Annotated in this window: 11 protein-coding genes and 1 pseudogene; 7 read left to right on the top strand and 5 right to left on the bottom strand. The window is 71.8% G+C overall.

What is annotated here, in order from left to right:
- The first annotated feature begins 43 nt into the window (after positions 1-43).
- Positions 44-1,369 carry a sulfatase family protein gene (locus Dsi01nite_RS39525; RefSeq protein ID WP_203851506.1) on the top strand — a complete coding sequence of 442 codons (1,326 nt, stop codon included), beginning with the start codon at positions 44-46 and terminating at the stop codon, positions 1,367-1,369.
- On the opposite strand, the gene Dsi01nite_RS39520 is transcribed toward Dsi01nite_RS39525, so the two are convergent.
- Positions 1,336-1,974: a hypothetical protein gene (locus Dsi01nite_RS39520; RefSeq protein WP_203851505.1), complete on the bottom strand. Its 639-nt coding sequence runs from the start codon at positions 1,972-1,974 to the stop codon at positions 1,336-1,338. The genes Dsi01nite_RS39525 and Dsi01nite_RS39520 overlap by 34 nt on opposite strands.
- 159 nt (positions 1,975-2,133) lie before the next feature.
- Here Dsi01nite_RS39520 and Dsi01nite_RS39515 point away from each other — a divergent pair, with 159 nt between their 5' ends.
- Positions 2,134-3,105 (top strand): cellulose binding domain-containing protein, encoded by a 972-nt coding sequence (locus Dsi01nite_RS39515; protein WP_203851504.1) that lies wholly within the window; start codon positions 2,134-2,136, stop codon positions 3,103-3,105.
- 69 nt (positions 3,106-3,174) lie between these two features.
- Positions 3,175-3,429, top strand: a pseudogene (locus Dsi01nite_RS58985) (hypothetical protein); the annotation flags it as partial.
- Between the two features lie 15 nt (positions 3,430-3,444).
- Here the strand turns inward: Dsi01nite_RS58985 and Dsi01nite_RS39505 are convergent.
- Complete coding sequence (locus Dsi01nite_RS39505) at positions 3,445-3,993, bottom strand: DUF4240 domain-containing protein (RefSeq protein WP_203851503.1); 549 nt, start codon at positions 3,991-3,993, stop codon at positions 3,445-3,447.
- Between the two features lie 36 nt (positions 3,994-4,029).
- Positions 4,030-4,710 (bottom strand): peptidoglycan DD-metalloendopeptidase family protein, encoded by a 681-nt coding sequence (locus tag Dsi01nite_RS39500; protein ID WP_239136505.1) that lies wholly within the window; start codon positions 4,708-4,710, stop codon positions 4,030-4,032.
- Positions 4,711-4,939: 229 nt separating this feature from the next.
- Here Dsi01nite_RS39500 and Dsi01nite_RS39495 point away from each other — a divergent pair, with 229 nt between their 5' ends.
- Positions 4,940-6,328 (top strand): cellulase family glycosylhydrolase, encoded by a 1,389-nt coding sequence (locus Dsi01nite_RS39495; protein WP_203851502.1) that lies wholly within the window; start codon positions 4,940-4,942, stop codon positions 6,326-6,328.
- Between the two features lie 53 nt (positions 6,329-6,381).
- Here Dsi01nite_RS39495 and Dsi01nite_RS39490 read toward each other — a convergent pair whose 3' ends face one another.
- Both Dsi01nite_RS39490 and Dsi01nite_RS39485 read right to left on the bottom strand, forming a co-directional pair.
- Positions 6,382-7,557, bottom strand: coding sequence for a hypothetical protein (locus Dsi01nite_RS39490; RefSeq protein ID WP_203851501.1), 1,176 nt, complete (start codon positions 7,555-7,557; stop codon positions 6,382-6,384).
- On the bottom strand, positions 7,550-8,071 hold the full coding sequence (locus Dsi01nite_RS39485; protein ID WP_203851541.1) for a SigE family RNA polymerase sigma factor: 522 nt from the start codon (positions 8,069-8,071) through the stop codon (positions 7,550-7,552). Before Dsi01nite_RS39485 ends, Dsi01nite_RS39490 begins: the two co-directional genes overlap by 8 nt.
- Positions 8,072-8,227: 156 nt before the next feature.
- Here Dsi01nite_RS39485 and Dsi01nite_RS39480 point away from each other — a divergent pair, with 156 nt between their 5' ends.
- Genes Dsi01nite_RS39480 through Dsi01nite_RS39470 form a run of 3 tightly spaced genes read left to right on the top strand, consistent with a single transcriptional unit; the run spans position 8,228 to position 12,539 of the window.
- Positions 8,228-8,827 (top strand): GrpB family protein, encoded by a 600-nt coding sequence (locus Dsi01nite_RS39480; protein WP_203851500.1) that lies wholly within the window; start codon positions 8,228-8,230, stop codon positions 8,825-8,827.
- A gap of 57 nt (positions 8,828-8,884) precedes the next feature.
- Positions 8,885-11,185 (top strand): FdhF/YdeP family oxidoreductase, encoded by a 2,301-nt coding sequence (locus tag Dsi01nite_RS39475; RefSeq protein WP_203851499.1) that lies wholly within the window; start codon positions 8,885-8,887, stop codon positions 11,183-11,185.
- A gap of 46 nt (positions 11,186-11,231) precedes the next feature.
- Entirely contained in the window at positions 11,232-12,539 is a 1,308-nt protein-coding gene (locus Dsi01nite_RS39470) for a hypothetical protein (RefSeq protein WP_203851498.1), read from the top strand.
- The last annotated feature ends 156 nt before the right edge of the window (positions 12,540-12,695 follow it).

Here is a 12,695-nt window from a genome sequence, read left to right as displayed (position 1 = left end):
CGGTATGTAGCTCAACGTGTTTGAGCCAATACCTGGAGTGTCGATGCGGGCGTTGCTGGCGACGATCTTGATGGCGGCCACCCTCGTGGCACCCGTGCCGGCGGTCGCGGCGCCCGCGCGGCCGAACGTCCTGCTGCTGCTCATGGACGACGCCCGGACCGGGCAGACGTTCGCGATGCCGCGCGCCCTGGCCTGGCTGCGCGACCACGGCACCACCTACCCCAACGCGATGGTGAGCACGCCGAGCTGCTGCCCGAGCCGGGCGTCGATCCTGTCCGGCCGCTACGCGCACAACCACCGCGTCACGCAGCAGGCCGCCGTCGGCCGGTTCGACCACACCCGCTCGCTGCAGCACGAGCTGCACACCGCCGGCTACCGCACCGCCGCCGTCGGCAAGCTCTTCAACACGTGGGACATCACCCAGCGCCCGCCCTACTTCGACCAGTGGGCGCTGACCGGCGGCGGCTACGTCGACGCGGACTTCGTCGTGGACGGGCAGGCGACCAAGGCGGCCTACTCCACCACGTTCATCGGCGGCCAGGTCAACCGCTACCTCGACCGCTACGAACGCGACGACGCCAAGCCGTGGTTCATCTACGCCGGCTTCACCGCCCCGCACGCGCCGCAGGTGCCGGAGCCGCGGTACGCGAACCTCAGCTACCCGTGGGAGGGCAACCCGGCGACCAGGGAAGCCGACCGCAGTGACAAGCCCGCATACGTGCGCCGCTTCAACCGCACCCAGGAGCAGGGCGCCGAGGAACGGCAGGGCCAGCTGCGCACGCTGCGCTCCGTCGACGACGCGGTCGAGTCCATCCGCCGGCAGCTGGAGGCCCGCGGCGAGCTCGACAACACCCTGGTGATCCTGATGTCGGACAACGGCAAGTTCTGGGGCGAGCACGGCCTGCAGGAGAAGTTCATGCCCTACCTGCAGGCCGAGCGCGTGCCGCTGTTGATCTCCTGGCCGGGGCACGTCGGGAAAGGCAGTGACCCGCGGCTGGCGGCGAACCTGGACATCACCCCGACCGTGCTCGCCGCCGCCGGGCTGACCCCGAGCTACCAGGTCGACGGCCGGAACCTCCTCGCGCCCGGCGACCGCTCCGCGCTGCTCACGGAGTACTGGCGCGACCCGGCCAACGGCGCCGGCATCCCGCCCTGGGCGTCGACCTACGTGCCGGACCGCTACCGGTACACCGAGATCTACGACGACACGGGCGCCGTGACCGACCGCGAGTACTACGACCTCGCCCGCGACCCGTGGCAGCTGACGAACCTCCTACGCGACGGTTCCGCCGACAACGACCCCGCGACGGGCCCGCTGTCGGCGGCGCTCGCCCGTCAGCGGACCTGCACGGGCCGCACCTGCCCCTGAGTGCGCTTCGCCTTGCCGGCCGATGGCGGTGCACCGGTGAGCTTCGCCGCGATCGCGTTGCTGCGTGGCTGCCCCGGCGCGGCGAGCAGCCGCTGCCCCTCGGCCCTGAGGGGCGCGGCGGCGCGGGAGCGCTCGCGGCGCTCCAGCAGGCCGGCGCAGTGCAGCAGGGCGATCCCCAGCCGGCCGCGCGGCACCACGCGGCGCGCCCGCTCGACGGCGATGAGCTCCTCGACGGCGGCGAGGGCGGCGTCGGCCCGGCCCGCCGCCTCCAGGGCCACGGCCACGGCGAGCAGATCCCACCCGGGGCCGTCGTCCACCACGCGGCGCCTGCGCTGCCGCGTCACCACCTCCGTGAACACGTCGGTCCTCGCGCCGATCAGGTCGCGGGCCCAGGTCAGCAGGGCCGTCGCCGCCTCGTCGAGCAGGCCCTCGACGGCGTCCGCCGGGGCCGCCGGGGTGAAGCCGTCCACCAGGTCACCCAGCGCCCGGGCGAGCCGGGGCCGGTACACGTCCGGTCGTACTGTCGTCATGATGCGGTACGCCTGCACCAGCTCGTACCGTCGCGGCCGGTCCTGCAGCAGCACCACGCGCGCCCACGTCACCATGCCGGGATCGAGCAACACATACCTCCAGCGTCGGGAGCGACCACCGTACGACGAAGAAACCCCAGGTCAACAGGGCTGTTCACCCGAGTGATCGACGCCGATGGGTGCGGTATGCTTTCGACGGTTCACCCTTGCGCCGACCCCGTAGTCTCTATCGACATGAGTCGATTTATGTCGGGGACGGCCGCGGTCGCGGCGGCCGCTGTCCTCGCGATCACGCTCAACCCGGTGCCCGCCAGTGCCGCGACCGCCCCGACCGCCGTGTTCACTCAGGACAGCACCTGGCCGTCCGGCAACTCGGGCCACTACACCGTCACCAACGGCGGCGCCGCGGCCCTGCCGAACTGGCGGGTCGAGTTCGACCTGCCGGCCGGCACGACCATCGCCCACTTCTGGAACGCCACCATCACCCACTCCGGCACCCACTACGTCGCGCTCGGCGCCTCGTGGAACGCGAGCCTCGCGCCGGGCGCCTCGACGAGCTTCGGCTGGGTCGCCGCCGGGTCCGGCACGCCACAGCGGTGCCTGCTCAACGCCGCGCCGTGCGACGGCCTGCCGACCACCCGTGACGTCCGCCCGCCGACCACCCCCACCTCGCTGCGCGGCACCGCCCAGGCCACCAGCTACACCCTCAGCTGGAACGCGTCCACCGACGACCGCGCCGTCACCGCCTACGAGATCTACAGCAACACCGGCAGCGCCCCGCTGGCCACCGTCACCACGTTGAGCTACAGCATGCCGACACCACCGCCGATGGTCATGTCGTTCGGGGTGCGGGCCGTCGACGCCGCCGGCAACCGCTCCCCCTTCGCGGTCGTCGGCCTCGGCACCCCACCGGACACCACGCCACCCGGCCCGCCGTCCGGCCTGACCCTGCGCGGCCCGGTCGACGGCTCCTGGACGGTCGGCTGGACCGCCGCCACCGACGACCAGTTCGTCGCCGGCTACGAGGTGGCCCTCAACGGCGCCGTCATCAGCCTGGTCGGCAACACCACCGCCTACGTGCCCTACACGGGCTACGGCACGTACATCGTCACGATCCGCGCCTTCGACGCCGCCGGCAACTTCTCGACCCGGGCCCAGATCGGCATCGCGGTCGACCCGCCACCCCCACCGCCGCCCGGCGTCTGACCCTCGGCGCCGACGCGGCCCACGTCCCCCACATCAAATCCGCACGCCAAGCCCAACGATCGTGCCCGCCTGATCGAAGAAGCGCTGCGGCCCCGGACAGCCGCAGCGCTCCTTCGATCACGTTGGCCGCGCACCTGGAGGTGCGGCATCGGCAGCGCGGAAGGCGCCACCGGTCCCACCACCCGGGACTCGACGGCGGAGGTGCTGCGCGCCTGGACAGTCGAGCGGGATCCCTCCGCGCGGGTCGCCGACGGCGAGACCGGCCACCAGGTCGTCGCCCGTGTCCGCTCCGGACTGAGCACGATCGCCTCCAGCCACCGAGACCAAACGGTGGCCCGCCTACCCCTCGCCGTGCTCGTACAGGGCGGCGAGCCGGGGAAGCCGCCGCCGCATCTCCGCCGCGTCGTCGAAGTCGAAGTCCCAGTCCGGATCGAGGCCGGGGTATTCGATGACGAAGCCCGCGTCAGGCAGCTCGTCCGTGCCGGTGACCTGCTCGTATGCGTATGAGGCCACGGCCAGGACGTCCTCGCACTCCAGGCCGTTCTCATCGGCGACGGCGGCGATGACGGCGGGGTGCCCGGCGAGGCTCTCGGGGTCGGCCAGGGCCAACTCGAACGTGTCGCGGCCCTGGGCGACCAGCCAGCCGCGGAAGTAGTCGAACCCGTCGTCGGACGCGCCGCAGTTGATGACATACGCGGCGGCCCACAGGTCGGCCCGGTAGGACACCATCAGCAGGTCCCACAACGGCTGCTCGAACGCGACGATGTCGGCGGGCTCCCACGTGCTCAGCAGCTTCACCATCGCCGCCGCGACCTCTTCGGCCGGCGCGGTGGGCGGCAACCCGGCCCGCGCCTGCTCGACGACCCGCCACACGTCCCCGATCTCCATGGCGCCATCATGCCGGTCGGGTACGACAAAAACGGCCTACGGGCAGTTGCGGCTGGTCAGGTCGTGGGACGGCGACACCGGGCCGGCGGTGCGGATCGGGCCGGTGCCGGCGCTGCCGTCGCTGGTGATCCCGGACGGGACGCCGTCGAAGACGGACTCCACCTTGTCGGCGTTGCCGCGGGTGTGCCGGGTGTCCCGGGTGTCGTCGTGCTGCTCGTAGTGCAGGTGTTCGACCTGGGTCGAGCCGGTCCTGCCGACGTGCCCGAGCAGCTTGCCCCGCGGCACCACCTGGTCCTGCTTGACCTCGGGCGGGGCCTGCAGGTGACCGTACGAGGTGAACCAGCCGCCGCCGTGGTCGATGATCACGCCGTAGCCCAGCCCGCCGCGGGTGCCGACGGTGCCGGGCGCGGCCGCGGCGCCGTTCTCCAGGGTGGCCTGCCAGCCGGCCCACGCCACGGTGCCAGCGGCGGAGGCGAGGACCGCGCGGCCACCGCTCGGGCCGCCGTTGAAGAAGAAGTCGATGTCGTAGTCATCGTGGCCGGCGTACGTCGTCAGCCGCCACGACTCGCCGCAGGTGAACGGCAGCTGGAAGGCCGGCCGCGGACCCGGGCGCTGCGGGTGCCCGTCGGCCCGCCGGGCGAGCACGACGTAGGACACGATCACGCACCCGACGATGATCGTCAGCATCGTCAACCGGTAGGCACCACGCGCACTCATTCTGGCGATCAATCTACCGGGCCGCCGCAACGCGTGGTCCCGGGACAAGGCGTGAAACGTTCACGGTCCGGACCACGTCGCGGCCGACGTCCGTACCAGCGAAAACCCCGGCGAAACAGCGACGGCCGGGTATACCGGCGCATTGACAGTGTTCAGCGGCCGAACCTAGTGTCCGCCGCGCCGGTCCCGGGTCACGGGCCCCGCACTTCCCGACGTCTCGAGGTAGGCCATGAGGAGAAAACTCGCTGTTCTCGGCGCCGTGATGCTCGCCGTCACCGCGTCGGTGGTGTTGTTCATGCAGCCCGCGTCCGCCGCCGTCGGCCTGCACATCAGCGGCCGCAACATCGTGGAGGCGAACGGCCAGAACCTGATCATGCGCGGCGTCAACCATCCACACGTGTGGTACACGGGGCAGACCTCCTCGTTCGCCGCCATCAAGGCCGCCGGGGCCAACACGATCCGGGTCGTGCTCGGCACCGGCAAGCGCTGGGGCCCGTCCAACGACGTCCCCGCCGTCATCACCCTGTGCAAGCAGAACAAGCTCATCTGCGTCCTCGAGGTGCACGACACCACCGGCTACGGCGAGGAGGGCGCGGCCGCGTCCCTGGACGAGGCCGCCAACTACTGGATCAGCCAGAAGGCCAACCTGGTCGGCCAGGAGAACTACGTCGTCATCAACATCGGCAACGAGCCGATCGGCAACACCAACCCGGCCCAGTGGACCGCCGCGACCGCCGCCGCAATCGCGAAGCTGCGCACCAACGGCTTCGAGCACCTCATCATGGTCGACGCCCCGAACTGGGGCCAGGACTGGCAGAACGTCATGCGTGACACCGGCCAGACCGTCCTGGACGCCGACACCAAGCACAACACGGTGCTGTCGATCCACATGTACGCCGTGTACGCCAACGCCTCGACCATCGTGGCCTACTTCGACGCCTTCAAGAACAAGGGCTGGCCCCTCGTCGTCGGCGAGTTCGGCTGGAAGTTCAACACCGGCGAGGTCGACCACGAGACGATCCTGTCCGAGGCGCAGGCCCGTGGGCTCGGCTGGATCGCCTGGTCCTGGAGCGGCAACAGCGACCCGATCCTGGACATGACGACGAACTTCAACCCGGCGCAGCTGACCACCTTCGGCGACCGGATCGTCAACGGCGCCAACGGCCTGAAGGCCACGTCCCGCGAGGCGTCCATCTACAGTGGCCAGACGACCAGCCCGGCGCCGTCCTCGCCGTCGGTGTCGGTGTCGCCGTCGCGCAGCCCCTCGGTCTCCCCGTCGGCGTCGCGCAGCCCGTCCTCGTCGCCGGGCGGCTCGAAGGCCTGCACCGCCGCCTACGCGATCGTCGGCCAGTGGCCGGGCGGCTTCCAGGCCGAGGTCAAGGTGACGGCCGGGAGCGCGGCCATCTCCGGTTGGACGGTCGGCTGGACGTACACCAACGGCCAGACGGTCAACAATGCCTGGAGCGCGACCGTGACCAGCTCGGGTGCGGCCGTCACCGCCCGCAACGTGAACTACAACGGGAGTGTGGGGGCCGGCGCGAGCACGTCGTTCGGGTTCCTCGGCTCCTGGACCACCACCAACGGCGTCCCCGCGCCGCTGACCTGCACCGCCGTCTGACAAACACGAACGCCGGCCGCCCGGGTGGGTCCACCCGGGCGGCCGGTCCGTGCTCAGCTCGTGCGGATCCGCATCGTGGCGGTGTTGTCGTCCGGATTCGGGTCGTCGATGGACTTCGTGTCGTTGAGCCCCATCACGTGCAGCGACGCCCTGGCCGTGCCCCCGGTGAAGTCGGCGGCCACGGTGACGGTGATCGTCTCGGTGACCTGCTGGCCGGCCGCGATCGGGGCGTGCGGCGCTTCGTAGGTGCCGAACACCCAGTCGCCGAAGGGAGCGGGCCCGGCGCCGCAGGCCCACAGGCAGTTCAGGCTGACGGCGAAGCGGCCGGACGGCTTGGAGCCGTTGTTCTTCACCGTGAACTTCGCCGTGCCGGTGCGCTTGCCGTCCACGACCGGGCCGAGGACCACGTCGGTGACCGTGAGCTTCAGGTCCGTCACCCGGCCCGGATCGCCGAACCACAGCGGTCCGGCCAGCTGGCGGACCTTCGTGCCGTCCCAGCCGTACTCGCGCTGCTGGTGCCGCACGTCGTCGGGGTCCACGCCACAGCAGGGAAAGATGTCCTGGACGTCGGCGACGATGCCGCCGCCGGTGCGGGCCCTGATGTCGGCGACGACGAAGTAGGGGCTGTGCGCGACGACGGCGCCGAGGACGACGATGTTGCCGTCCGCGTCCCGGTCGAAGCCGACGACCTGCGTCCACGGCGTCTCACCGGCACGGCAGTACACCAGGGCGGCCGTCTCGAGGGCCTGGTCGCCGTCGAGGTCGGTGTACACCACCTTCTCGATCCAGGGCTCCTTCTCCAGCTGGTCCTTGGCCGGCAGTTTGACCTGCTTGGTCGCGCACTCGTCGTAGAAGTACGCCGGGATGGTGACCTTGACCGCGCCGATCGCCGCCGCCGTCAGCCTGCCGTCCGGCGGGGCGGACACCGGGACGGACGGCGAGGTCGACGGCGCCGCGGACGTGCTCGGCGAAACCGGCACGGGGGCCGTGGTCACCGACTCACCCGGGGTGGGCGGCGGGTTGTTGCCGTGCGGGTCGGCGGCGAAGGCCGCGATGGGCGCGGCGATCAGCAACGCCCCCAGCACGCTCATCGTGGTGAGCCGCACCGTGCGGCGCCGCTTGACCGTGGCCCGCACCGTCGCCGCGCCGGGCGTGAACCCCGCAGTGCCGGCCTCGGTGTCGCGGAAATCGTCCAGGGCCCCGCTGATCAGGTCGTCGAACTCAGCCATTGCTCCTACCTCCCTTGCGCTCCGCCAGCTGCTCGCCCAGGGCCGCACGGCCCCGGCTCAGCCAGCTCTTGACCGTGCCTTCCGCGACGTCTTCCTGCGCCGCGATCTCGGCGACCGACAGCTCGCCGATGTAGTGCAGGACCACTGCCTTGCGCAGCTGCGCCGGGATCTTCGCCAGCGCCGCCACCAGGGCGATCCGGTCCGGGGAGGGTCCCTCGGCGTGCTCCTCGCGCTGGTTGCGCAGGAAGTTGAGCGCGGTCCGGCGGCGGCGGAAGCGGCTCGTCGCCACGTTCCACGCGACCCGCCTGACCCAGGCCGTCGGGTCCTCGTACGTGCTGATCGTCTTCCATTTGCCGAACGCCCGGCAGAACGCCTCCTGGACGACGTCCTGCGCCTCGGCGCGGTCGCCGAGATACGCGAAGAGCTGCGATCGCAGCATCGGGAACGCCGCAGCGTAGAACTCGTCGAAGTCGCGTTGCACATCGACACGAGGCACTGCATCACTGCGGGTCATCGTCGTGGACACACTGTCCTTCCTCCCCTGACTGCCGCCCCCTGTCGAGCGGCACCATCGACACGTCTGACTGGCCGGGTCGGTTGCGAACATCTTCTGTCGGCGGGCCGACAGGTGTCGTACCCTGGACGACTTGCCAAATTCGGGGAGGTTTCGATGGCCGGGTATCCACCGGAGATCACTGAGCGGTTCCACGGCACGCCTGAGCAGCTGGAGGCCGGGCTGGTCGGGCAGCCGCCGACGCGGTGGCGGAGCATCGTCCTGGAGGACTACGACCCCGGCTGGCCGCGCCGCTACGACGCGATCCACGCGGCGCTGGTCGAGACGCTCGGCGATCGGGTCGTCGCCGTCGAGCACGTCGGGTCCACGTCCGTGCCGGGGCTGCCGGCGAAGCCCATCATCGACGTCGACCTCACCGTCGAGGACACCGCCGACGAGACGCTGTACGTGCCCGACCTGGTCCGCGCCGGCCACCGGCTCGTCCTGCGGGAGCCCTGGTGGCACGGGCACCGGATGCTGGTCAACGCCGAGGACGACATCCACCTGCACGTCTGGCCGGTCGGTGCGCCGGAGCTCGTCCGGCACCGCCTGTTCCGGGACTGGCTGCGCAGCCACCCCGAGGACCTGGAGCTGTACGCGAGCACCAAGCGCCGCCTCGCCCGCGACACCGTGGAGCGCCCGGGAGACTACAGCCTGGCGAAGAACGACGTCATCGACGCGATCTACGCCCGGATCTTCGCCGCCGGACCGGGCTGAGGAAGAGGGACTACAGTCTTTTCGAGGACCCCCGACCGCTTATCGCTGGAGCACCGCATGGCAACGGCCGATCCACCTGTCGACGACGACGAGGCCAGACTGCGGGTCGGGCCGCCCGCCGACCACGCCGCCGGGCTGCAGGCGGTGCGGCTGAGCGTGGGCAACGCGGTGCGGCAGATGGGGGTCGTCAAGGCCACCCGGAACCTGCGGGCGCTCAACCAGGTCGACGGCGTCGACTGCATGAGCTGCGCCTGGCCCGACCCGAAGGGACACCGGCACACCGCCGAGTTCTGCGAGAACGGCGCCAAGGCCGTCTCCTGGGAAGGGACCCGGGAGACGGTCGAGCCGGAGTTCTTCGCCGCCCACTCCCTCACCGACCTGGCCGGGCGCACCGACCACTGGCTGGAGCGGCAGGGGCGGCTCACCCACCCGATGGTCCGCCGCGACGGCGCCGAGCACTACGAGCCGATCTCCTGGGACGACGCGTTCGCGCTCATCGGCACCCACCTCAACGGCCTCGCCGGCCCGGACGAGGCGGTCTTCTACACCTCCGGGCGGGCCAGCAACGAGGCGGCGTTCCTGTATCAGCTGCTGGCCAGGGCGTACGGCACCAACAACCTGCCGGACTGCTCCAACATGTGCCACGAGTCGACGTCGGCGGGGCTGGCCCGCACCATCGGCGTCGGCAAGGGCTCGGTGTCGCTGCAGGACCTGCACGAGGCGGACCTGATCGTGGTGTCCGGGCAGAACCCCGGCACCAACCACCCGCGGATGCTCACCGCGCTGGAGACCGCCAAACGCAACGGCGCTCGGATCCTGGCGATCAACCCGCTGCGGGAGGCGGGGCTGATGCGCTTCGACAACCCGCAGAAGGCGCGCGGGCTCGCCGGCCGCGGCACCGACCTCGCCGACGAGCTGCTGCAGATCCGCTCCAACGGCGACCTGGCGCTCTGGCAGGCGATCGGCCAGCTGCTGCTGGGCGCCGAGGACGCGGCACCCGGGACGGTGCTCGATCGGGCCTTCATCGAGGGGTACACCACCGGCTTCGAGGAATGGCAGCGCCATGTGCGTGCCGTCGACCGCGACGCGGTGCTCGCCGCGACCGGTCTGGCCTGGTCGCAGATCGAGACGGCGGCGGCGATGCTGGCGTCCTCGAAACGGATCGTGCACTGCTGGGCGATGGGCATCACCCAGCACCACAACGCCGTCGCCACGATCAAGGAGTTCGTCAACGTCGCCCTCGCCCAGGGCATGATCGGCAAGCCGGGCGCCGGCCTGTGCCCGGTCCGCGGCCACTCCAACGTGCAGGGCGACCGGACCATGGGCATCTGGGAGAAGCCGCCGGCGTTCTTCCTCGACGCGCTCGGCGCCGAGTTCGGCTTCGCACCGCCGCGCGAGCACGGGTTCGACGCCGCGGACGCGGTGCGGGCGTTCCGGGACCGGCGGGCGAAGGTGTTCATCGCGCTCGGCGGCAACTTCGTCGCCGCCATGTCCGACACCGACGTCACCACCGAGGCGATGCGCGGCGCCACGCTGACCGTGCAGATCTCCACGAAGCTCAACCGCAGCCACGTCGCCGCCGGCCGCACCGCACTGATCCTGCCCACCCTCGGCCGCACCGAACAGGACCTGACCGGCGGCCGGGTCCAGCGGGTCACCGTCGAGGACTCCATGTCGGAGGTGCACGCCTCCCGGGGTCGTTCGGCCCCGGCCGGCCCGCTGCTGCGCTCCGAGGTCGACATCGTCTGCGGCATCGCCGCCGCCACCCTCGGCGACCGGCACGGCATCCCGTGGCGGGACTTCCCCGTCGACTACGACCGCATCCGTGACCGGATCGGCCGGGTCGTCCCCGGCTGCGCCGGCTACGTCGAGCGGATCCGGGCCGACGGCGGCTTCACGATGCCGCACGGGCCGCGGGACTCGCGCACGTTCCCGACCCCCGAGGGCAAGGCGGTGTTCACGGTCAGCCCCCTGGAGGTGCTGACCGTGCCGCCGGGCCGTCTCGTCCTGCAGACGATCCGCAGCCACGACCAGTTCAACACCACCATCTACGGGCTCGACGACCGGTACCGTGGCATCCGCTCGGGGCGCAGGGTCGTGTTCATCAGCGCGGAGGACCTCACCGAGCTCGGCTTCGCCGACGGTGACATCGTGGACCTGGTCTCCGAGTGGACCGACGGCCGGGTCCGCCGGGCGCCGCGATTCCGGCTCGTCGAATACAACACCCCGAAGGGCTGCGTCGCCGCGTACTACCCGGAGACCAACCCCCTCGTCCCGCTGGACTCGCAGGCGGCGGTGAGCGGCACGCCCACGTCGAAGTGGGTCGTGGTCCGGTTGGAGCGTCCTACCGGGGCGTGACCTCGGTGCGCCGTTTCTGTCGTACCCCTCCGGCATGATGGCTGCCATGGGGGACCTGACGTTGGTGGCCGAGCTCGACCGGCGCTTCCACCAGCGGGACGGCTGGCTGCTGCCGGCGCTCGTGACGCTGCTGGTGGAGCGCGGGCACCTGGACGCGGTGCGGCACCAGGCGGCGGCGGGTGACTGGCATTGCCTCCGCGCCCTGGCGGACCTGCGGGTAGCGGCCGGCGACGTGGACGGGGCGGTGGAGCTGCTCCGCCCCGTCGCCGGGACCGGCTGGTGGGTGGCGGTGGAGGCCTTAGCCGGCGTCCTCGCCGGGCACGACCGGGCCGGCGAGGCGGTCGCGCTGGTCCGCCCGTTCGCCGAGGCCGGCGACCGGCCGGCGCTGGAGCTGCTGGTCACGCTCCTGGCCGGGCAGGGCCTCATCGACGAGGTGGTGGCGCTGCTGCGCCCGCACCCGGTGCTTTCGGGGATGCTCGTCCGGCTCACCGACGGCCACGGCCGCGACGACGAGGTCGCCGCGGTGCTGACCGCGGCGCTTGAGGACGCTCCGGACCGCGGGTTCGTCCTGACGTGCCTCGCCACGGTCCTGGATCGGCAGGGCCGCTTCGACCAGGCCTACTCGGTGCTGCGTGGCAACCTGGGGCATGGCACGTTCCGGCCCTTGGCCGAGCTGCTGGGCCGGCACGGCCGGGGCGAGCTGCTGCGTGAGCTCGCCGCCACGGGCGACGGCCGATACGCGGCGGAGCGCCTGGCCGAGCTGCGGGAGCGGGAGGGCCACGTCGAGAGCGCCATCGAAGCGCTGCGCCCGTTCGTCGATGGCGGACGGCGCAACGCCAAGCCGGCGCTGGCCGCGCTGCTGGACCGGCACGGCCGCACCGAGGAGGCGGTCGCGCTGTTGCGCACGATGACCAGGAAGCCGCCGCCGGGCAACGAGCGGTGGCTCGCCGACACGCTCGGCACCCTGCTGCTGCGGCTCGGGCGCCCGGAGGAGGCGCTCGCGGCCATCGACGAGATCGCCGCGAGCCAGTGCGGGATGTGGTTCGAGCTGCTGCAGTCCCGCACCCGGTTGCTCGTCGCGGACGGCCGCACCGACCAGGCGATCGACGAGGTCCACGCCCACCCCGAGGGCAGCGCCGCGCATGGCGTCGCGCTGCTCGCCGAACTGCTCGCCGGCGCCGGCCGCCTCGACGAGGCCGTCGAGGCGCTCTGGCCGTATCGCGTGACCCGCCGCCACGACCTGGCGATGCTGCTGGTCCGACAGGGCCGCGTCGACCTGGCGATCACCGTCGCCACGTCCCCCGCCGACAGCCACGACGCCGGAGAATCCGTCATGCCTGTCCCCGCATCATGACGGCCCGTTCTCGCACCATGACGGTGATCGAAGTCGCGCACCGGCCGCGCGGACAGCCAGCACTGTCCTTCGATCATGCGGAAGATCCACTCGAGGGCGGTGCGCACCCCGGCACGATGCACGCATGACATCGCGGCGACGGCAGCCGGCAACACG

Source organism: Dactylosporangium siamense (assembly GCF_016862795.1).
In the GTDB taxonomy this organism is placed as follows: domain Bacteria; phylum Actinomycetota; class Actinomycetes; order Mycobacteriales; family Micromonosporaceae; genus Dactylosporangium; species Dactylosporangium siamense.
The sequence above is the reverse complement of the archived record's forward strand: the minus strand, read 5'-3'. Positions and strand labels throughout refer to the sequence as shown.